Source organism: Acetobacteroides hydrogenigenes (assembly GCF_004340205.1).
Classification (GTDB): domain Bacteria; phylum Bacteroidota; class Bacteroidia; order Bacteroidales; family ZOR0009; genus Acetobacteroides; species Acetobacteroides hydrogenigenes.
This window is the reverse complement of sequence record NZ_SLWB01000004.1, coordinates 158,702-179,761: the sequence shown is the minus strand read 5'-3', so window position 1 is coordinate 179,761 and position 21,060 is coordinate 158,702. Positions and strand designations below refer to the sequence as shown.

Genomic DNA, 21,060 nt, shown 5'->3' with positions numbered 1-21,060 from the left:
TTATTTTAAGTAGATGTTTGACCATCCCATTTTTAAAAGTAGGGTACTTGGCATTGGTTATGCGGTTGTATGGGGCTTCATCCTGACACTAAATAGCTCTCTCGAATACTTTTACGGCAGTTCGCCGATCGAGGAAGTTTTTTTGGGGAATCTAGTATTCAGTACAGTCTTTGCGGTCCTCGCCATCCCGTTGTGGTATCCGGTAAGCAGCTGCCAAAAGCAGGAAGGATGGATAATGATAGCCTTTAACCACTTAGCAACTGCATCGGTGTTCATCATAATCTGGTTTAGCATTAGTTTCCATATTGTAATAGCCATTTTTCCTACCGGAAAAACAGCAACGATACCGCTCGAAGAGCAGCTTTCCTTCGGGATCTTTCAGGGGATTATGGGGTATGCTATTGTAGTTCTCTCGTACTACCTCCACATTTATGCGAGGAATCTTCGAGAAAAGCACGAGACCGAGCTGCAGCTGCAGCAGTCGCTGAAGGAGGTTGAGATAAGCATGCTACGATCTCAGATTAATCCACATTTCCTATTCAACAGCCTTAACTCGATTAGCTCGCTAACAATGGTTGATGCCGATCGGGCGCAGGAAATGGTGGTTAAGCTCTCCGACTACTTGCGCTATACCGTATCGCAGGAGAAGGCTGCCATTGTGGCGCTAAGCAAGGAGATCGAAAACATCCATAGGTACCTTGAGATTGAGAAGATTCGCTTTGGGGCTAAGCTGCAGTACCGCTTTTCGCTTACCAACGATGCGCTAGCGGCCGATATTCCGGCTATGATCCTCCAGCCCTTGTACGAGAATGCCATTAAGCACGGGGTTTACGAGAGCACAGAGCCTATCATTATTGAAACTAACGCTTACATGGATAACGATATTCTGATTGTATCCATAAAGAATAACTACCAAGAGGGAGCCCCAATGGGTAAGGGTGCAGGCATTGGGCTTCGCAACATAGCCGAGCGGTTAAAGCTCATATACCAGAACGAAACGCTGCTCCATATAAAGAATGAGAATCAGGTTTTTGAGGTTACCCTCATTATACCACCTGCAAAAAAGAGTGTTGCATGATTCGTACGTTAATTATTGATGATGAAGAGCCCGCTCGCATGCTGGTTCGGAAATTCCTGGAAGACTTCTCGGAGATTGAGGTTTTGGGCGAATGTGCCGATGGCTTTACCGCTGTAAAGAGCATTAACGAGCACAATCCCGACTTAATATTTTTGGATGTCCAAATGCCGAAGCTTTCGGGATTCGAGCTGCTCGAGATTATTGAGCATAAGCCTCATGTCATTTTCACCACGGCCTACGACAGCTACGCCATAAAGGCTTTTGATGAGAACGCGGTTGACTACCTGCTAAAGCCCTTCTCGCGCGAGCGCTTTGCCGATGCGGTTAAGAAGGTAGTGGGGCGTATTGCATCTCAGACCGAGCAGAACTTTACCGAAGTTATCGCCTTGGCCGAGGAGAAAACCGAAATTTTGCAGCGCATCGCCGTAAAATCGGGATCAAAGATTGAGATTATTGCCATCGGAGATATCGTATACCTCGAGTCGGAGGGCGATTACGTGATGATCCACACCAAAGAGGGAAAGTTCCTTAAGGAAAAAACCATGAAGTACTTCGAGCAGCATCTCGACCCCGATACGTTTATCCGAATACACCGCTCGTACATCATCAACATAAACGAAATAAGCCGTATCGAGCTCTTCGAGAAGGAGAACTACATCGTTAAGCTGAAAAATGGCGATCAGGTTAAAGCGAGCAGCTCGGGCTACAAGGCGCTAAAGGATGCGCTTAAGCTATAGGACTCCTTTTGATGCTTAATTTTTGTTGCATAGCCCCAGGTTTAGCTTTCTTCTGTTGGGCAACGGCCTAAGTGGCATCTTAATTGATGATGAAATAACCTTAAAGAAATCGTTAGGCTTCCATGTCGTACCTCCGTAGGCTATTTGAGTGGATCATAGAAAAGGCGCACTCCCGTTATGGGGTTGCTATCCTATTTATTGCTGCCTTTTTCGAATCGGTGTTCTCGGTATTCCCGTTTATGCTGCTTTTCATCCCGCTCATAATCGCCAATCTCGATAGGGCAATGTTCTACGGCAAGGTTGCCGCCATTGGGGGCATATTGGGCGCAACCGTTGGCTACTTTATCGGATATTTTGCGTGGGTTGATGCTAGCGGAGACTACACGGCCATCGCCCGCTTCTTTTTCGACCATCTGCCGGGATTCTCCGTGGCTGCCTATCAGAGCATACAGGGCCTTTTCGACAAATGGGGAGCTCTTTTGGTATTTGCGGCAGGGTTTGTGCCCATACCCTTCGAGCTGGTAACCATTTCCTCGGGCGTTTTCGATGTCAACTTCTTCTTCTTTATCCTCTCCGTTATTGTTGGACGTGGCGGCCGCTACCTGCTGATCGCTTTTCTGATATGGCGATTTGGAGCCGGCGTCAAGGTGTTTATCGAGAAGTACTTTAACTGGATCGCGCTTGGGGTCGTTGCCTCTATTGTAATTGGGGCTGTTATGTTCAGCATGGTGCTTTAGGCCGAACACTGCGGTTGTCCTGTGTGGGGCAGAGCATTCCTCCGTAGGGGGGATTACGCAGGCGGATTCTGAAGCTAACGGGGGATTTTCCGTTTCACCGCTTTGTGAAGGGCACATCCGACCCTCCGATCACTGTTTCCCAGCTTTGTGAAGGGCACATCCGACCCTCCGATCACCGTTTCCCAGCTTTGTGAAGAGCACATCCGACCCCCCGATCACCGTTTCCCAGCTTTGGGAAGGGTACATTTGACCCTCCGATCATCGTTTCACAGCTTTGGGAAGGGTACATTCGATGCTCCGATTCCCCGTTTCATCGCATTGCCTTTTGCATTGCATACCACGCATCGCACCTCCCAAATAAAGGAAGCCCCCGCTTTTGGGCGAGGGCTTCTTTTGTATAGTGCTTGCTATCGGCTAGTGTTCGGCTAGGAAGATATAGCGGACGATTACGAGTACGAAAAGTAGGTACATCATCCAGTGCACCTGCTTCCACTTTCCGGTAACCACCTTGAGGGCGGTGTAGAATACGATACCTGCGGCAATACCGTTGGCGATATTGTAGGTGAACGGCATCATAATAAAGGTCATAAATGCAGGGAAGCCTTCGGTGAAATCGTTGAAGTCGATCTCATGAATGCTCGAAACCATTAGAAGACCAACGATGATAAGCGCTGGTGCGGTTGCAGCGTTGGGGATTAGTCCTGCAAGAGGCGCCAGGATTAGGGCCAACAGGAACAGAATACCCGTGGTAACTGCAGTAAGCCCCGTACGTCCGCCCTCGCCGATACCGGCTGCGCTCTCTACGTAAGCGGTGATGGTCGATGTTCCGAGGAATGCGCCAAACGATACCCCAAATGCATCAACAAGCATGGCCCTACCAATCTTTGGCGAGTTGCCGTTCTTGTCGATGAGGTTGGCCTTGCGGGCTGTACCAACAAGGGTGCCGAAGGTGTCGAAAAGCTCAACGAAGGTGAAGGTGAACACAACCGTCCAGATTCCCATGTTGAGGGCGGCCTTAATGTCGAGAGCCCCCACCGCTAGGTTGTTGAAATCGGGGAGCGCAAATGGGGAGAAATGCTCAGGGATAACGGTTACCCCCATAGGAATTCCTATAAGCGTAGTGATTACGATCCCGATAAGCAGCGATCCTTTTACGCGTAAGGTCATCAAAAGAACCGAAATGAATAGGCCGATAACCGAAAGCGCCATTGCCGGGTTCGTGAAGTTTCCTAGCCCGATGTTCCATTCGAAGAACTTGAGCGCTGCAGGGGCGGCTGGGTTGGCGTTAATCTGCTCAAGGGTTGGAGGAATGAGCGATGCCTTTACCACCATAATCTCCGAAAGCTTAATGCCGATAACCGTGATAAAAAGTCCAATACCCACGGTGATGGCCACCTTAAGCGAGTTTGGAACGGCAACAACCAGCATCTGGCGAACCTTGGTAACGGTCAGGATAACGAAGATGATACCTGAGATAAACACGGCACCAAGAGCCGCCTGCCAGGGCATTCCGGCGCCTTGTACGGCAATAGCGGCAAAGAACGCGTTCAATCCCATTCCAGGAGCCAAGGCAATAGGGAAGTTGGCTACAAATCCCATTGCGATCGATACCACACCGGCAGCAACCGCCGTTGCAAAGAACACGGCGTTGTGATTCATCCCTGTTCCCGCAAGAATGTTCGGGTTAAGGAAGAGGATGTAGGCCATCGTTACAAACGTAGTAATACCAGCAACGATCTCGGTTCTGACGTTTGTGTTCTGTTCCTTCAGCTTGAAAATTTTTTCCAACATAGGGAGCTCGAGTTGTTAGTTATTAATGACGATAATGATAGATCTTATTCCCAAGGAACTTCTCGATATTGTCGAGTAGGCGCTTATCCTTCTTGTTAACAAAGGTAATGGCCACACCTTCGGCCTGTGCGCGGGCCGTACGGCCTACGCGGTGTACGTAATCTTCGGGGTCGTGGGGTACGTCGAAGTTTACCACCATGTCAATATTTTCCACGTCGATGCCGCGCGAGATGATGTCGGTGGCTACCAGCAGCTGGATGTCGCGCGAGCGGAAGCGGCGCATAACCTCTTCGCGCTCCTTCTGTTCGAGGTCGGAGTGGATGGAGGCGGTATTTAGCTTGGCCGCTCTAAGCGTCTTTTCAATCTCCTTTACCTTGGTTTTGGTAGAGGAGAAGATGACCACGCTTTTGATGTTGGGCTTATCCTTTAGCAGGCTGATCAGAATCTTCACCTTTTCGGGGTCTTCGGCCATGCAAACGGCCTGAAGCACGTTTTCGGCGGGCTTGGAGGTTGCCAGGTTTATTTCGACAGGATTATGCAGAATCTTTCTTGCCAGTTTTCTGATCTTATCGGGCATGGTTGCCGAGAACATCACGGTTTGCCTCTTGGCTGGAAGCTTAGCGGCAATGGCGGTGATATCGTCCACGAAACCCATGTCGAGCATGCGGTCGGCCTCGTCGAGGATAAAGTGCTCGATGTCCGATAGCTTAAAGTAGTCGAAGTTGAGGTGGGTAATCAGCCTGCCCGGCGTTGCAATGATGATGTCGGCACCGTTGATGAGCGCGGTTTTCTGCGTTTCCCACAGCATCGAGTCGTTTCCACCGTACACCGCTACCGAGGTGGCAGGGGTAAAGTAGCTGAAGCCCATAATCTGCTGGTCGATCTGGATGGCCAGCTCGCGGGTGGGCACTAGGATAAGGGTTGTCGCTTTGTTGTGGTTCTCGCGGTTGGCGAGTTTGTCGATGATGGGCAGTACGAAGGCGGCGGTTTTACCTGTTCCGGTTTGAGCGCAGGCGATAAGATCTTTCCCTTCGAGGATTACCGGTATTGCCTTCTCCTGAACAGGTGTTGGGGTAGTGATGTTCATGGCCTCTAGGCCTTCGAGAACTCCGCTACAGAGGTTTAAGTCTTTAAACTCCAATTCCTATTGATTTAGTTGCTTGCAAAAGTAGTAATTATCGTGGGAAATGTAGCATCTTAGACGGGGCTTGACAAAATATAAAGCTTTGTAGGTGTTTAGTATCCTTGCAAGCCAAACCGTTTGTCGCTGGTTTTTCCGACCATTTAGGGCGATTCTTATATTACCTTAAAGTAGCTCAACGGGGGGAGGCTATTGGCTAAAACCGCTATTTTTACATCCCATGAATCTGAAACCCATCATCCGGCAGCTAGGTGGCAAGCCTTACACCCATATTTTCTTCGACCTCGACCGTACGTTGTGGGACTTTGAGGGCAACGCGCGCGTTACGCTTAGCGATCTCTACCAGGAGTTTGAACTCTTCCGCCACTTTAAAACCTTCGATGAGTTTCACGAGATATTCCAGAAGCATAACGAGCGCCTTTGGGCCGAGTACCGCCACGGTAGGGTGGCAAAGGATACGCTCCGAAAGATGCGCTTTTCACTGACCCTTAAGTCGGCGAAGGTGAAGGACGAGGTGCTGGCCCAAACGCTCGACGTGCGCTACATTGCCGACAGCCCAACCAAAACGTCGCTGATGCCGAATGCCATGGAGGTGATGGAGTACCTCCGGAAGCGCGGCTACCGCATGCTGATTATCACCAACGGCTTTAACGAGGTGCAGTGGATTAAGCTTAAGGCGTGCGGGCTAGAGCAGTATTTCGATCTGATGCTTACCTCCGAGAACGTGGGGCACCAGAAGCCCGACGTGCGCATCTTCGAGCAGGCGCTTCGCGAAGCGGGGTGCAAACCTAGTAGGGCGCTGATGGTGGGCGATGACTTTGAGGTGGATATCGTGGGGGCTCGCAACGCGGGTATCGATCAGGTGTTCTACACTCCGCAAGGGGACGAGGGCTCGTTTGCTCCTACCTACCAGATTCGTGATCTGATTGAGCTCAAGCGGCTGCTGTAGGCTTCCGCTGGCAAGCTAACTATCATGTTTGAATCCTTGGCGACCACTACTATTTTATTAGCCGCCACGTCTGAATCTTTGGCAGCCACTTCAGGTTACTTCAAGGTCTAGCATTATCCGTGCAGGCAGATCATCTTCAGCTTATCGGCATCCTCAATCTCAATTTCCTTACCGTTTATCCGAATGATGTGCTCCTTCCGAAACTCGGAGAGGATGCGGATGACGTTCTCGGTGGTCATCCCGATGAGCTCGGCGATCTCCTTTCGCGAGATGGGCAGCTCGAAGAATCGGTTTTTGTAGATGTCGTTGGAAAAGAAGAGCAGGATGTAGGCGATGCGCCCGCGCAGGTTTTTGCTGTTGATGTCGTTGTTACGGCGGAGGATGTTGTCGGTGGTTCGGCTGATGCGCGCTAGTAGGTCGAGCGCAAACTCGCCGTTGGTTCTTACCAAATCCTTAATTCTATTTAGGTCGAACTCGCACACCACCGTATCCTCGATGGCGGTGATGGAGAGGTTGTAGCGGGTATCCGAAAAAACGGAGAGGATGCTGATGAGGTCGAACGGTAGGGCTATGGAGATGATCTGGTCGTAGGCCGAGTCGGCTGTGTGGCGGTGCAGCTTCACCAGCCCCTTCTGGATGTACAGGAACGAGGTGATGGGGTCGCCCTCGTGGATGATGGCTTCTCCCTTTTTGTAGTTTCGCTCGGTTTTGGTGGAGCAGTAGTCGGCTAGCTCATCCACCGAAACATGCTCGAAGATGAGGTTTCGGACAATACATTCCTTGCATGAGCACAGCATCCCGTTATTTCCCATGTTTTTGCTCGTTTTATAAATGTGATAAATATCATGTGCTGATCTTTATCATGCCATCCAATTGATAATGCGTTAATCTCCGTCGTAATATTGCACTAGCAGAGGGCGATCAACCCGAACGAAATTATATAAAATTTTGAATCTGCAAGACTTTAGAGGTTCCATCCGAAAAACGAAATAGAAAAGGATGAAAAAAGTGGTAATACTTGGTGCGGGAACGGCTGGCACCATAATGGCAAATAAGCTGGCAAAGATGCTCGACCGAAAGGAGTGGGAGATTGAGGTTTTAGACCGAAACAACATCCACTACTACCAGCCCGGTTTCCTGTTTATCCCCTTTGGGATTTACTCGCCTAAGGATGTGGTGAAGAAGAAGGATGCGTTCATTCCTCGTAACGTAAAGTTCACGGTTGCCGATATTCTTAGCATCGATGCCGAGGAGAATGTGGTAAACCTTGTAGGTGGCGAGGCCATCCGCTACGATATCCTGATTGTGGCTACGGGTACGGTGCCAACTCCATCCGAAACGCCCGGCTTGGTTGGCGAGCGCTGGTACAAGAACATCTTCGACTTCTACACCTTCGAGGGGGCTGTAGCGCTGCACGACTATCTGAAGGATTTCCGAGGCGGCAAGCTGGTGATGACCATCACCGAGCTACCCTACAAGTGCCCCATTGCTCCGCTGGAGTTCGTCTTTTTGGCTGATGCCTTCTTCGCCAAGAAGGGCATTCGCGATAAGGTGGAGATCATCTACACCACGCCGATGTCGGGCGCATTTACCAAGCCCGTTGCCACCAAGATGCTGAGCTCGGTGCTCGAAGAAAAAAATATAACGGTAGTAACCGACTTCTACGTGGAGGGAGTGGACGAAGAGAAGAACATCATCCGCTCGTACGACGGGCGCGAGGTGGAGTTCGACGGTCTGGTGGTGGTGCCCGTTAACCTAGGCGAGGAGTTCCTAGCCTCATCGGGTTTGGTGGACGATATGAACTACGTGCAGGTGGATAAGGGAACGATGCAATCGGTGCATAAGCCCAACGTGTTTGCCATTGGCGATGCGGCCAACCTGCCCACCTCCAAGGCGGGATCGGTTGCCCACTTCGCCGCCGATGTGCTGGCCGAGAACATCGTGGAGTATGCCAACGGCAAGGCGCCCTCGCACCAGTTCGATGGGCATGCCAACTGCTTCATCGAAACGGGGCATGGCAAGGGAACGCTTATCGACTTCGACTATACCAACGAGCCGCTGCCCGGCATGTATCCTCTTCCAGGTATTGGGCCTATGAAGCTTTTGGGCGTAACCCGACTAAACCACTGGGGCAAGCTGGCGTTTAAGCTTATATACTGGGAGTTCTTGCTGAAGAATCGGAGGCTACCGGTATCAAGCAAGTTCAGCCTAGCCGGCAAGAAGAAGGTTTAACAGGAATCGGTAGAGACGCGATTTATCGCGTCTTAATAAACAAGAACAACGTAACAAAAACAAAACAAAATAAAGACATGGCACAAAAAGAATACGCAGGCGTAATGGTAGATGTAAACGACGAAGGCTACCTCGAAAACGCTAACCAGTGGACCAAAGAGGTGGCTGCTGCGATTGCAAAGGAGAACAACCTTGAACTTACCGATAAGCACTACCATGTGCTCGATTTCCTACGCGAGAGGGTGGCCAAGGGCGAGGCGCTTACCATTCGTAGCGTTGGCAAGTCGGGTGTTGTAGACATCAAGGGCTTCTACGAGCTCTTTCCCGGAGCACCTCTGAAGTTGGCTACCAAGATAGCCGGTGTTAAGAAACCGCTAAGCTGCGTTTAACCCTCAAAAACCGAATACTATGAACAACGAAGAATATCCATTGAAAAAGGTGTGCATTATATGCGCCAAAGGGAGTCTTGAAGATGTGTATGCTGCCCTAGTAATGGCCAACGGAGCCGTAATGGAGGGCATCGAAACTAAGGTATTCTTTACCTTCTTTGGTCTTGATGCTATTACCAAAAAGCAGATGAGTAGCCTCCATACGGCAGCCGTTGGCAATCCTGCCATGCGCATGCCTGGCGGATTACCTTTCCCAACGCTGCTGGGCGTTTTACCCGGTGTTGAGGCTGGTGTTTCGAAGATGATGAGAGCCGAGATGGAGAAGTTGGATATCCCTACTGTTCCTGAGTTTCTGGAGATGATTACCGCAGGTGGCGGCGAAATCTACGCCTGCAAGCTGGCGATGGACATGTTTAAGCTCAAGAAGAGCGACTTGAGCGACGAGGTTAAGGATGTCCTTACTGTTGGACAGTTCTATGAACTGTGCGGCGGTCAGGGTACGCAGATCATTTTTACCTAAGCTGCATTACTGTCCAATTATATAAAGAAGGGGCTGCATCGTAGTTGGTGCAGCCCCTTTTTAGTCGTTAGTTAAAAAAATAGATGCCATAGATAACGGCCCGGTAGCCGAGCGAAGTCGAGTCTGAAATTTAGATTCTAAAACTTACTTCTTTCTCTTCTGCTTAAAGAGCCATTCGAAGAAATCGGGCTGGTTGAAGGCCGGATTCCAGCTGTTGTGCTCTACGCCGGGGAACTCTATGTAGGTTACGCACGCTCCAAACTCTTTTAGTGCTAGATAGGCCTGACGCGAGTTGCTGCACGAAACAACAGGATCGGCATCGCCGTGGTAGATGCGAAATTTAACGGTTTTAGCCGCGTCCTTAAGGCGAGGTGCATAAACGCCTCCGCAAATAGGAATTGCCGCAGCAAACAGATTGGGGTAGCGGGCCACTAGGTCGAAGGTGCCCATGCCGCCCATCGAGAGCCCCATGATGTAGATTCGTCTAGGATCAACCTTTTCGTTGGCAACGTAGAAGTCGATAAGCTTCTTCACCTTTTCGAGCGATGGGGCAATGGGGGTGTTGGCCATTTGGCTCCAGTCAATGTTCGCCTTTTCGTCGCGTTGGGGAAGGCTATTCCCAATCCAGGTTTCGGTGGCTGGACATTGTGGGAAAAGAACGATTGCAGGGTGCTTCTCCATGTTTACGGGGTTGGTAAACATTCTTGATCCATGCTTTAGCTGTAGCATGTTGTCGTTCGAACGTTCGCCAGAGCCGTGAAGGAAGATTACCAAGGGGTATTTTTTGTCGGCGCTATAGCTTTCGGGAAACAGCACCTGATACCTGAGCGTATCGCCCTGCGTTGGTACAAAGTTCTTTTTTTGGAATTGTTGTTGACCAAATGCGCTGCTGCCTATAAGTCCAGCGAGGGCTATTGTTAAAATCCAAGTTCTCATCAGTGTAAAGTTAGGGTCTACAATAGTTGTACAGGAGTTTACTTTCTCTTCAATTCTGAAAAGTACGTAAAAAAAGAGGCTACACCTATACTTTGATGGATAATTAGAATTTTATAGCAGATTGGAAAAAGGCAAAAAAAGGCGAGAGCGTTTCAGCCACCGCTCTCGCCATAAAACACGCTGTATGGTAAGTTTGAATTAGAATTTGAATGTCACGCCAAATTTGCCTCCAGAGAGAATATCTCCTCCGCGGAATTCTGCGTTAATGCCAAAGTTTGGGGTAAAGAAGTAGCGTCCGCCTACCTGAATCCCTGGGAATAACCCGGTTTCTCTATCTACGTAGTCGTGGTCGTACTTGTAGGCAACGGCATTAATGCTACCACCTGCGTAGAAGTCGAAGTTTCTGGGGATGTTCAGTATTCGGTTGAAGTGGTAGTTGCAGTTTCCGGCAAAGCTCCATGCTGTGTAGTGGTCGGCACGATCCTGAAATGCGGTTTCGAAGCCAACTGATAGGTCGTATCCGATGCCGAAATCCATTCCAAAGTAAACGGGTACCGAGTAAGCACCAAGTCCGAATCCTGCGTTAAGATTTTTAGTTCCCTTTGGGATTGGGTTTTGCGCTTGAGCGATTCCTGATAGTAGCGCCACTGCGCTTACTAGTAGTAGTAACTTTTTCATTCCTAAATTATTTTATGGTAAGTAACTCAACAAAAATGAGGCCAACCGCTGCCCCAATAACGCTTTTTATAGCTTCTGGCTTGTAAACGGTATGGATGCAGCGCTTTATGAAGACAGCTTGCAGTAGGTTAGAGCAAGCCCCTCCTGTTGTTTGTTAAAAATAGTCGTCAAACTGTGGAGCTATTTCAACAGTGCTAAGCGCCGTTCTGCATTAAAATGGTACATCTGTGGTAAAGCCGTTCTTGATGCCAAGGTCGAACTCGCCGCCTCCAGGGAAGTCGTTGTTCATCTTCGAGCCAACGGTAAAGGCCTGTGCTCCGCCATCCATTCCGCCTCCTGACGCGTTGCCCTGAGGTAGCAGGTTGGCGTAGGCGCTGATGTCGCCATCCTCGAGGTCGAGGAATCGGGCTCCCTCCTTTTGGAAGCGTAGGCGCACGTCGTCTACCGAACCGTTACGGTGCTTGGCCACGATGATCTCGGCGATGCCGATGAGCGAGTTGCCGTCCTCATCCTCGGTGTGCCCGTAGTACTCGGGACGGTGGATGAACGATACGATATCGGCATCCTGCTCGATGGCTCCCGATTCGCGAAGGTCCGATAGCTGCGGGCGCTTGTTGCCGCCGCGCGTTTCCACCGAACGGTTAAGCTGCGACAGGGCGATGATGGGGATGTTGAGCTCCTTGGCAATGGCCTTAAGCGAGCGCGAGATCACCGACACCTCCTGCTCGCGGTTGCCGCGCGTTTCGGGTGGTCCCACCATCAGCTGCAGGTAGTCGATTATTATGATGGCAATGTCATGCTGTGTTTTGAGGCGACGCGCCTTGCTGCGGAACTCGAAGATCGAGAGGGCAGGGGTGTCGTCGATAAAGAGCGGCGCTTCGGTAAGATCCTTGATGCGCACCTCGAGCTGTGCCCACTCGTGGGGCTCGAGCTTACCGTTCTTTACCTTATCCGATTCGATGCCGGTTTCGCCGATGATCAGACGCATGGCCAGCTGGGTGGCACCCATTTCGAGCGAGAAGAAGGCCACAGGCTTGCGGTGGTCTACGGACATGTTACGGGCCATCGACAGGGTGAAGGCCGTTTTACCCATCGCCGGACGGGCCGCCACGATGATGAGATCCGAAGGCTGCCATCCCGAGGTGAGGCGGTCGAGCCCCACGAATCCGGTGGGCACCCCGCTCAATCCATCGGTACGCTTGGAGGCTTCCTCGATCTGTGCAATGGCATCCTTAACGATGGAGTCCATCTTAAGGGCCTCCTTCTTAACGTTGCCTTCGGCCAGGTTGAAGATCTCCATCTGCGCGGTGTCGAGCAGCTCCTCCACGTCGATGGTCTCGTCGAACGAGTTGCGCTGGATGTCGCTTGAAATGCGGATCAGCTCGCGCTGGATGTACTTCTGGGCAATAATCTTGGCGTGGAAGGCTACGTGCGCCGCCGATCCCACCTTTAGCGTAAGCTGCGTAAGGTAGTAGGGACCGCCGACGAGGTCGAGCTCCTCGGTGCGCTTCAGCTCCTGCGATACGGTGTAGATATCGATGGGCTCCATACGGGTGGAGAGGCGCGAGATGGCCATAAAGATCTTCTGGTGCGCATCCTTGTAGAAAGCCTCGGGCTTTAGCACATCCATTACGTTCATTATCGCATCCTTCTCGAGCATCATTGCGCCCAGCACGGCCTCTTCGAGGTCGAGCGCTTGGGGTGGTACCTTGCCCATCTCCAGCCCAACGGTTGCCACGTTGGTGGTTTGGGGCTTCTTGCTGTAGTTTCCTTTAGCCATCTTTATTCGGATAGGTTTACAAAAGTAGCTACAATTTCGAAAGGGTCGTTCGGCCTGCCCAAGAGTTTATGACTAATTACCCACCGCGTACTAACCGATGATGAACAGCTACCTGTAATGGCCTCCGGCATATATTCGGTGTGGGGGAATGGGCTTTGCTCGCCCTTTAGAGGCTTATCTCCCAACCTAAGCGGGGCTTCGAAGGGCTTAGGCGGACGATCGGTGATGCGGGTTGCCCATGCGCAGACCTCCGGTGGCCCATCTCCGATGCGGTTGGTGCTGTCGGAGGTTGCAATATTGGAATACTACCGGAATAGCTGAATATTGCAGCGCAATATTGAATTTGACCGGTGTAATTTTAATATTTAGGCTACAATATTAAAATATTCCAGTCGAATTTAAGTATTGCAACGCAATAATCAAGTTCGACTGGTGTAAAATAAATATTGCGCTGCAATATTAGAGTTCGGCTGGTTTAAGTAAATATTGCAGCCTCCGACAGTCGTTTGGGATAGGGAGATGGTGCGGGAAAGATGTTGCGATGCACTTTTCTGATTAGGGATCATCGGCTGGAGGTGTTTGTACGAGCTTTTATCTTGAGGGATCGGCTGCAGAAGTGTTCGTACGCGCAGAAGAGGTTCGGGAATGGCCCTTCGGATTGCTGCTCGCATAAAAAGAAAGCAGCGGAGATTGCTCCCCGCTGCTTCATCAAGTATGCTAAATCGGTAGATGGTCTACTTTAGTCCACGGTTCTTCAAAAGTGGCTCGAGGCTTGGCTCGGCGCCACGGAAGCGCTTGTACATGGCCATAGCATCGTCGGCAGCGCCCTGCGAGAGCACGTTGTCGCGGAAGCTCTTGGCCGTTGCTGGGTCAAAAATGCCCTTTTGCTTGAAGAGCTCGAAGCCGTCGGCATCCAGAACCTCAGCCCAAATATAGGCGTAGTATCCAGCCGAGTATCCACCACCCCAAATGTGGGCGAAGTAGGTGGTACGGTAGCGAGGCGCAATCTGTGGGATAAGGCCAAGCTTACCTAGGGTTTCCTTCTCGAACTTGGCGATGTCGAGGTTGGCAACGTCGGTAAGGGTGTAGTACGACATATCGAGCAGCGATGCAGCCAAGTATTCGGTAGTTGCAAAGCCTTGGTTAAACTTGTCGCTCTTGCCCATCTTCTCAACTAGGGCAGCAGGAATAGCCTCGCCAGTTTTGTAGTGCTTAGCGTACACCTTAAGCACCTCGGGATCGAATGCCCAGTGCTCGTTGATCTGCGATGGCAGCTCTACGAAATCGGTTGGGATGGCGTAGCCGGTCTTGTTGTAGGTAGTGTTGGCAAGAAGGCCGTTAAGGGCGTGGCCAAACTCGTGGAAGAAGGTTTCGGTTTCGTCCATGCTCAGTAGGGCAGGGGTGTCGCCGCTTGGCTTGGTGAAGTTGCAGGCAATGGATACCACTGGTGCTACAAACTTACCGTTGATGTTGGTTTGCTGACGGTATCCGGTGCACCATGCGCCGCCGCCCTTGCTTTCGCGAGGGAAGAACTCCATGTAAAGGATGCCCACGTGCTTACCCTTTTCGGTAACCTCGTAAGCTACCACATCCTTATGGTAAACGGGTACGTTGTTGATTTGCTTGAAATCTAGCCCGTAGAGCTTATTAGCGCAGTAGAAGATTCCCTTGGTTACATTCTCGAGGCTGAAGTAAGGGCGAATTTGCTCCTCGTCGAGGTCGTACTTAGCCTTGCGAACCTTTTCGGCGTAGTAGTGCCAGTCCCAGCTGCTAAAGTCCTTGATGCCATCCTTAGCGGCAATAGCCTCCATGTCGGCAAGCTCCTTCTTAGCCACGTTAAGGGCTGGAGTCCATAGCTGGTTGAGCAGCTTAAACACGTTGGCAGGAGTCTTCGACATGTTGATGTCGAGGATATAGTCGGCAGTGGTGTTGAAGCCAAGCAGCCTCGAGCGCTCGAGGTTGTACTTAAGGATATCCTTAATAACCGCCTTGTTATCGTTCTTATTGCTGTTGTTACCACGGTTGAGGTAGGCGGTGTAGATCTTCTCGCGGAGATCGCGGCGCGACGAGTAGGTAAGGAATGGGGTGATGCTCGAGCGGTCGAGGGTGAATACCCACTTACCATCCATCTTTTGCTCCTTAGCGGTAGCGGCAGCACCGTCAATCACGCCTTGAGGTAGGCCTGCAAGGTCTTCCTTCTTGTCGAGCACCAGCTTAAAGGCGGCATTCTCGGCCAAAAGGTTCTCCGAGAACTTCACGCCAAGCAGCGAAAGCTTCTCGTTGATCTTGCGCAGCTGATCCTGCTTTTGAAGATCTAAAGCCGCGCCTGCACGGATAAAGTCTTTGTAGATGAGCTCTACCAGACGGTTTTGCTCGGTGTTTAGTCCGAGGGTCTGGCGCTTGTCGTAAACGGCTTTAACGCGCTCGAACAGGGGCTTGTTAAAGGTAATGTCGTCGGAATGCTTCGAGAGCATTGGGGCAACCTTACCGGCAACCTCCTGCATCTTATCGTCGGAGATAACCGACTTTAGGTTGAAGAAGATTATCGATACGCGGTTAAGAAGGGCGCCGCTGGTGTCGAGCGCAACAATGGTGTTCTCGAACGTTGGGGCCTCCTTGTTTTCAGCAATTGCCTTAATATCGGCATCGTGCTGCTTAATGCCCTCCTCAAAGGCAGGCATGTAGTGCTCCGTTTTGATCTTATCAAAAGGAGGTACTTCGAACGGGGTGTCGAACTTCCCTAGAAGCGGGTTGTCGGCTTGCTTTTTGCCACAAGCTCCAAAAATCACCATAGCGGCAAGAGCAATAATGGTTAATTTTTTCACGGGTTTAAGAATTAAGTTAGCAGATTGTCGTTGCTATTTGCAGCTGTGCTGCATTAAGCTGTAAACATATAAAAAAATATGGAAGAAAATGTTAAGTAGAAAGCATCTAAGGCTCTACTTCGATTAACTTGTTGGTGGCAATGGCCGCCGCTACTAGATGAAGAAGAAATCGGATATACAGCGCGAGGTGACAATTGTATCGGATAGCTGCCGGCATCCGTACACCTGCGATGCGCCTATATACAAGGTGGGCGTGGTATTGAGCGGTGGTGGAGCGCGAGGGTTTGCCCATGCCGGCTTCTTTAAGGCGATGGACGAGCTGGGCGTTAGGCCAAATGTCATATCGGGAACGAGCGCAGGGGCAATCGCCGGAGTAATGTATGCTGGCGGGAAATCGCCAGATGCCATGCTGGATATCTTTAGTAACATTCGGCTGCTGCAGCTTCCCCGTTTTAGAGCAAACGGAAGAAACCCGGATGCTGGTAAGGACAAGCGCAATCATCACCTGCTCTTTAAGGCCAAGGATCTGCTCCAAATACTTCGCCAAAATTTGCCCAAGACAACCTTCGAGGGGCTAAACATCCCGCTAGTGGTAAATGCAACCAGCCTCGAAAGAGGGCAAAACGTTTACTTTTACACGGGTGATGTGCTAAAACCCGTTGTCGCATCGAGCGCCATCCCGATGGTTTTTAAGCCGGTTTTGATTGATGGTCAGCATTACGTTGATGGAGGGGTGATGCAGAACCTGTCGGTATCGCCTATTCGGAGGGCCTGCAAGTATGTTATCGCCATGCACGTTAATCCGCTTGAGGACTATTCGGCTCACGGCAGAATGTACGAGCCGGAATGGGAGCGCATATTTAAGCTCATGATTCGGGCCAATACGTTTACGGACAAGGAGCAGGTTGACCTGTTCATAGAGCCTTCCGAGCTGGTTCGGTACAAGATCACCGAGACTCGCCTAGGAAGTGAGATGTTCTGGATAGGCTACTACGAGGCTAAGCAATCGCTGGAGGCCTTTATTCGGGAGCATCCCGATATTGTTGATGGCCAGGAGTAGGAAAATAAAAGCCTGACAGTACGCTGTCAGGCTTTTATTTTATGCTGCTATATGCTTAAGCTAGTTAAGCCCACGATTCTTTAGTAGCGGCTGAATGTTTGGCTCAGCACCGCGGAAGCGCTTGTAGAGGGTCATCGCCTCGTCCGAACCACCCTTTGATAGGATGTTGTCGCGGAAGCTCTTGGCCGTTGCCTGATCGAAGATGCCCTTTTCAGCAAACGCCTCAAACGCATCGGCATCGAGCACCTCGGCCCACATGTAGCTGTAGTATCCAGCCGAGTAGCCACCACCCCAGATGTGGCTAAAGTAGGTGGTGCGGTAGCGTGGCGCAATCTGAGGGATGATGCCCAAGTTGGCCATAGACTGCTTCTCGAACTCGTTTATGTCGAGGTTGCTGAAATCCTTTTGGCTGTAGTAGTCGAGGTCGAGGGTGGCTGCAGCAACGTACTCTACGGTTGTAAATCCTTGGTTAAACTTGCCGCTCTTATCGAGCTTCTCGATTAGTTGAGCAGGAATAACCTCTCCGGTTTTGTAGTGCTTAGCGTACACCTTTAGCACCTCTGGCTCAAATGCCCAGTGCTCCATGATTTGCGATGGAAGCTCAACAAAGTCGCGCTTCACCTGGGTTGCGGCAACTCCCTTGTAGTGAACGTTCGAGAGCAGGTTGTGCAGGCCGTGGCCAAACTCGTGGAAAAGGGTTCCTACCTCGTCGGCATTGAGTAGGGCAGGGGCATCGGCAGTTGGAGCCGAGAAGTTGCACACGATAGAAACCACAGGGGTTATGTACTTGCCATCAACATTCGACTGGCGGCGGAAGCTGGTACACCATGCGCCAACGCGCTTGGTGGCACGTGGGTGGTAGTCCATGTATAGGATGCCAACGTGCTTACCCTTTTCGGTAACCTCGAAGGCCTCGGTTTGCTCCTGATTGGGAACGGGGATGTTGGTAATCTTCTTAAACTCTAACCCGTAAAGCTTGTTGGCTACGTAGAATACCCCTTCGCGAACGTTCTCGAGCTTAAAGTAGGGGCGAAGCTGTTCCTCGTCGAGGTCGTACTTGGCCTTGCGCACCTTTTCGGCGTAGTACCACCAGTCCCACGATTGTAGGGTTTCGTTCATGCCCTCGCTCTTGGCCAGCTCCTGCATGTCGGCCAGCTCTCGCTTAGCAACGGCAAGGGCTGGAGTCCAAACCTGCTTAAGCAGGTTGTATACGTTGGCAGGGGTCTTGGCCATACGGTCGTCTAGAATGTAGTCGGCGGTAGTCTCGAAGCCAAGAATGTTGGCGCGCTCCTTCGAGAGGGTAAGAATCTTCTTGATAACCTCCTTGTTGTCGTTCTCGTTGTAGTTGTTGCCACGGTTGAGGTAGCCCTTGTAGAGGCGCTCGCGTAGGTCGCGCTTCTCCGAGTACTGAAGGAAAGGAATCATGCTAGGCTTTTGGAGCGTAAACACCCACTTGCCTTCGAGGTTTGCCTTTTTGGCCTCTAGTGCGGCCGCGTCAACCACGCTTTGTGGAAGGCCTTTTAGGTCGGCAGGATTCTCCAGAACCAGCTTAAAGTTGTTGGTTTCGGCAAGGTTGTTATCCCCAAACTTAAGCGAAAGCATCGACAGCTCGCCGTTAATTTGGCGGAGACGGGCAATCTTATCGACGGGTAGACCTGCACCCGAGCGCTTGAACCCTTTATAGGTATTCTCGAGGAGCATCTTCTGCTCGGTAGTCAGCTTGCTGGTAATCTTTTTATTGTTGTAAACCGCCTCAACGCGCTTAAAGAGCCCTTCGTTAAAGTTGATGTCGTCGTAGTGCTTTGAGGTTAGCGGCGTGATTTGCTTGGCCAAGTCGCGCATGGCCTTATCGCCATCGGTTCCCATTACGTTTCCAAAGGTTGAGCCTACGCGTCCGAGCATCTCTCCCGAATTGTCGAGGGCAACGATCGTATTTTCGAAGGTTGGCTTGGCCTTGTTGTTAACAATTGCCGCAATTTCGGCATCGTGCTGCTTGATTGCCTCTTGGTAGGCAGGAAGGTAGTGCTCCAGCTTAATCTTCTGGAAATCGGGCACCTGATACGGAGTTTTAAACTCGCTAAAGAACGGATTTTCTTGGGCTTTACCCTCTAATCCTCCTAAAAGTATGGCTATGCTTGCGGCCATTGTAAGAATTCTTTTCACAGCTTGTTCGGTTTTTATTAGTTACCTATCGTTGAACGATAGGGTAAAAAAAGCAAAAAGGTACGATACGCCCAAAAGGAAACCCGTAAATCGTACTCCTTATGGTTAAGTAGACAATTTTTTAGCAAAAAACTTGTTGCCAATCAAAATCTTTAGGTGAAAAAGACCCTGTTTTGCGCTCCACCAACTTTGGGGTAGGCATTTGAGATCTGTTTTGTGCCCATACTATACCTTAAATACCCCTCAAAACTATGAATTGTATGGCATAGCTCGCGGCGATGCACTTTTTCTGCTACTTGTACATGCTTAAATATCAGTGAAAAAAGATTTTTTTGAAGAAAAAGTAAAAAAATATTTGATAAAAGCTTGCGGATACCAAAAATAGTGTTCTATATTTGCAGTGTACTAGCAAAGTAGAACACTAAAACAATAAACGATGATTGACATCAAAAACTTGCAGTTTGGCTATAGCAAAAAGAAGGTGCTTTTCAAGGACCTTTCTTTAGGCCTCGAAGCAGGGCATATATACGGTTTGCTGGGTAAGAATGGCGCAGGCAAAACCACCTTGCTTAAGGTAATTCAGGGGATGCTTTTCGCAACCAACGGCAGCTGCTCTGTATTGGGCTTCAACCCCAAAAAGAGAGAGCCCAACTTTTTGAGCGATGTCTTCTACATTCCAGAGGATATCCACACCAACGATATGCGAATCCGCGATTTTGTAGCAGCTAACGCTCCGTTTTACCCCAAGTTCGATTTGGGTAGCTTCCTTAACTATATAAGGGAGTTCGAAATTAGCTACGACGAAAAGCTGTCGAGCCTATCGTACGGGCAAAAGAAGAAGGCCATTATCGCCTTTGGGCTGGCCACCAGCTGCTCGGTGCTTATCCTCGACGAGCCTACGAACGGCCTCGATATCCCTTCGAAGAGCCAGTTCCGTAAGATCGTGGCCTCGGTGGCAACCGAAGAGCGCTGCATCATCATCTCCACCCACCAGGTGCGCGACCTCGACAACCTTATCGATACCGTTATTGTGCTCGACGAAGGCGTGGTTGCCCTTAACCAACCTGTTGATGCCATCACCGAAAAACTGGTGTTTAAGACTGTTGATGTAGAGAAGGCCCCTACGGCTATCTACGGCGAATCGTCACTACGCGGATTTACCGGGGTTTTCCATAACGCCAACGGCGAGGCCAGCAAGCTCGATATGGAGATTCTCTTCAACTCTGTGCTAGCCCAAAAGAGTACCATTCAACAAGTGTTTAACAACAAATAAGCCGCTACCATGAAAAGCAACATATTCGACTTTAACCGATTTGGCCTCCTTGTAAGAAAGAGGTTCCTCGATAGCAAATCGTCAACCATTTATGAGATACTTGGTCTGGCCGCGGTGTTAGCCATAATCTTTGGGCTTATAGCGACAACGGGTTCAATTCTAATTGTACATCAAACTGGTGTGCTTGGTGTGGGAATTGTTATTCTAGGAATCGTTTATGCCGATAGGGCATTTTCTGAAACTAAGGGTAAGCTAAAGGGGATGGCCTTCCTTGCAACGCCCGCATCCCAGCTGGAAAAGCTGCTAAATGCCATCCTATATACTTCGGTTCTATTTCCTATCGTTTTCTCCCTGATATTTTTAGCGGTTGATGGGCTTTTTTACGCTGCCGCTAATGCAACAGGGATATTTAGTATGGAGAACATTTTTAGTATCGATGGCTTAAACTTTGCCGAGACTATTCGCAATATCCTCATCGTGCAGTCGGTGTACATGCTGGGCTCCATCTGGTTTGGCAAGCGCAGCCTGCTGAAAACAACGCTGGCAGTAGTCCTCTTTTACGGGGTGATTTTTGCCGTTGCAGGCATCATTATTAGAATGAACTACGAGCTACTTAAAACTTTTAGCGAAAGCAGTAATGGAGTCAATGTTCATTGGGATGGCAACGATATTATTAGAGGGCAATTTATGAAACCTGCTCTTTGGCTTCTTCCTCCCTTCTTCTGGACAGTGGCATACTTCAGGCTATCAGAAAAACAAATCTAAAAACAC

General features: G+C 50.3%; 19 protein-coding genes. 11 read left to right on the top strand and 8 right to left on the bottom strand.

Going from position 1 to position 21,060, the window contains the following annotated elements:
• Nucleotides 1-13 precede the first annotated feature (13 nt).
• The 3 genes from CLV25_RS06175 to CLV25_RS06165 all read left to right on the top strand — a co-directional run bounded on the left by CLV25_RS06175 (nucleotide 14) and on the right by CLV25_RS06165 (nucleotide 2,552).
• A complete protein-coding gene (locus CLV25_RS06175) occupies nucleotides 14-1,078 on the top strand; it encodes a sensor histidine kinase (RefSeq protein WP_131838761.1) in 1,065 nt (354 codons plus the stop codon).
• Nucleotides 1,075-1,815, top strand: coding sequence for a LytR/AlgR family response regulator transcription factor (locus tag CLV25_RS06170; RefSeq protein ID WP_131838760.1), 741 nt, complete (start codon nucleotides 1,075-1,077; stop codon nucleotides 1,813-1,815). Before CLV25_RS06175 ends, CLV25_RS06170 begins: the two co-directional genes overlap by 4 nt.
• 122 nt (nucleotides 1,816-1,937) lie before the next feature.
• Nucleotides 1,938-2,552: a YqaA family protein gene (locus CLV25_RS06165; protein WP_131838759.1), complete on the top strand. Its 615-nt coding sequence runs from the start codon at nucleotides 1,938-1,940 to the stop codon at nucleotides 2,550-2,552.
• Between the two features lie 414 nt (nucleotides 2,553-2,966).
• On the opposite strand, the gene CLV25_RS06160 is transcribed toward CLV25_RS06165, so the two are convergent.
• Nucleotides 2,967-4,343 carry an NCS2 family permease gene (locus tag CLV25_RS06160; RefSeq protein WP_131838758.1) on the bottom strand — a complete coding sequence of 459 codons (1,377 nt, stop codon included), beginning with the start codon at nucleotides 4,341-4,343 and terminating at the stop codon, nucleotides 2,967-2,969.
• A gap of 22 nt (nucleotides 4,344-4,365) precedes the next feature.
• Nucleotides 4,366-5,484, bottom strand: a complete 1,119-nt coding sequence (locus tag CLV25_RS06155; RefSeq protein ID WP_131838757.1) for a DEAD/DEAH box helicase — start codon at nucleotides 5,482-5,484, stop codon at nucleotides 4,366-4,368.
• A 220-nt stretch (nucleotides 5,485-5,704) separates the two neighbouring features.
• Here CLV25_RS06155 and CLV25_RS06150 point away from each other — a divergent pair, with 220 nt between their 5' ends.
• Nucleotides 5,705-6,433: a YjjG family noncanonical pyrimidine nucleotidase gene (locus CLV25_RS06150; RefSeq protein WP_131838756.1), complete on the top strand. Its 729-nt coding sequence runs from the start codon at nucleotides 5,705-5,707 to the stop codon at nucleotides 6,431-6,433.
• A gap of 113 nt (nucleotides 6,434-6,546) precedes the next feature.
• Here CLV25_RS06150 and CLV25_RS06145 read toward each other — a convergent pair whose 3' ends face one another.
• A complete protein-coding gene (locus CLV25_RS06145; RefSeq protein WP_131838755.1) occupies nucleotides 6,547-7,245 on the bottom strand; it encodes a Crp/Fnr family transcriptional regulator in 699 nt (232 codons plus the stop codon).
• A 187-nt stretch (nucleotides 7,246-7,432) separates the two neighbouring features.
• Here CLV25_RS06145 and sqr point away from each other — a divergent pair, with 187 nt between their 5' ends.
• The 3 genes from sqr (at nucleotide 7,433) to CLV25_RS06130 (ending at nucleotide 9,574) form a co-directional block, all read left to right on the top strand.
• The gene (gene sqr, locus CLV25_RS06140) at nucleotides 7,433-8,665 is read left to right on the top strand and encodes a type III sulfide quinone reductase, selenoprotein subtype (RefSeq protein WP_131838754.1); all 1,233 of its coding nucleotides are present in this window, start codon (nucleotides 7,433-7,435) and stop codon (nucleotides 8,663-8,665) included.
• Between the two features lie 77 nt (nucleotides 8,666-8,742).
• Nucleotides 8,743-9,054, top strand: coding sequence for a TusE/DsrC/DsvC family sulfur relay protein (locus tag CLV25_RS06135; RefSeq protein ID WP_131838753.1), 312 nt, complete (start codon nucleotides 8,743-8,745; stop codon nucleotides 9,052-9,054).
• A gap of 19 nt (nucleotides 9,055-9,073) precedes the next feature.
• A complete protein-coding gene (locus tag CLV25_RS06130; protein WP_131838752.1) occupies nucleotides 9,074-9,574 on the top strand; it encodes a DsrE/DsrF/DrsH-like family protein in 501 nt (166 codons plus the stop codon).
• Nucleotides 9,575-9,718: 144 nt separating this feature from the next.
• Here CLV25_RS06130 and CLV25_RS06125 read toward each other — a convergent pair whose 3' ends face one another.
• The 3 genes from CLV25_RS06125 to dnaB form a co-directional block, all read right to left on the bottom strand.
• Nucleotides 9,719-10,510: a carboxylesterase family protein gene (locus CLV25_RS06125; protein ID WP_131838751.1), complete on the bottom strand. Its 792-nt coding sequence runs from the start codon at nucleotides 10,508-10,510 to the stop codon at nucleotides 9,719-9,721.
• A gap of 198 nt (nucleotides 10,511-10,708) precedes the next feature.
• The gene (locus CLV25_RS06120; RefSeq protein ID WP_131838750.1) at nucleotides 10,709-11,188 is read right to left on the bottom strand and encodes an outer membrane beta-barrel protein; all 480 of its coding nucleotides are present in this window, start codon (nucleotides 11,186-11,188) and stop codon (nucleotides 10,709-10,711) included.
• A gap of 211 nt (nucleotides 11,189-11,399) precedes the next feature.
• Nucleotides 11,400-12,968 (bottom strand): replicative DNA helicase, encoded by a 1,569-nt coding sequence (gene dnaB / locus CLV25_RS06115; protein ID WP_131838749.1) that lies wholly within the window; start codon nucleotides 12,966-12,968, stop codon nucleotides 11,400-11,402.
• 117 nt (nucleotides 12,969-13,085) lie between these two features.
• On the opposite strand from dnaB, the gene CLV25_RS06110 reads away from it, so the two are divergent.
• Complete coding sequence (locus tag CLV25_RS06110; protein ID WP_131838748.1) at nucleotides 13,086-13,289, top strand: hypothetical protein; 204 nt, start codon at nucleotides 13,086-13,088, stop codon at nucleotides 13,287-13,289.
• 413 nt (nucleotides 13,290-13,702) lie between these two features.
• On the opposite strand, the gene CLV25_RS06105 is transcribed toward CLV25_RS06110, so the two are convergent.
• Nucleotides 13,703-15,760: a M3 family metallopeptidase gene (locus CLV25_RS06105; RefSeq protein ID WP_131838823.1), complete on the bottom strand. Its 2,058-nt coding sequence runs from the start codon at nucleotides 15,758-15,760 to the stop codon at nucleotides 13,703-13,705.
• A gap of 190 nt (nucleotides 15,761-15,950) precedes the next feature.
• On the opposite strand from CLV25_RS06105, the gene CLV25_RS06100 reads away from it, so the two are divergent.
• On the top strand, nucleotides 15,951-16,853 hold the full coding sequence (locus CLV25_RS06100) for a patatin-like phospholipase family protein (protein WP_131838747.1): 903 nt from the start codon (nucleotides 15,951-15,953) through the stop codon (nucleotides 16,851-16,853).
• Between the two features lie 60 nt (nucleotides 16,854-16,913).
• Here CLV25_RS06100 and CLV25_RS06095 read toward each other — a convergent pair whose 3' ends face one another.
• The gene (locus tag CLV25_RS06095) at nucleotides 16,914-19,016 is read right to left on the bottom strand and encodes a M3 family metallopeptidase (protein ID WP_207895594.1); all 2,103 of its coding nucleotides are present in this window, start codon (nucleotides 19,014-19,016) and stop codon (nucleotides 16,914-16,916) included.
• Between the two features lie 436 nt (nucleotides 19,017-19,452).
• Here CLV25_RS06095 and CLV25_RS06090 point away from each other — a divergent pair, with 436 nt between their 5' ends.
• Complete coding sequence (locus CLV25_RS06090) at nucleotides 19,453-20,289, top strand: ABC transporter ATP-binding protein (RefSeq protein ID WP_131838746.1); 837 nt, start codon at nucleotides 19,453-19,455, stop codon at nucleotides 20,287-20,289.
• A gap of 9 nt (nucleotides 20,290-20,298) precedes the next feature.
• Nucleotides 20,299-21,054 carry a hypothetical protein gene (locus tag CLV25_RS06085; protein ID WP_131838745.1) on the top strand — a complete coding sequence of 252 codons (756 nt, stop codon included), beginning with the start codon at nucleotides 20,299-20,301 and terminating at the stop codon, nucleotides 21,052-21,054.
• Nucleotides 21,055-21,060 lie beyond the last annotated feature (6 nt).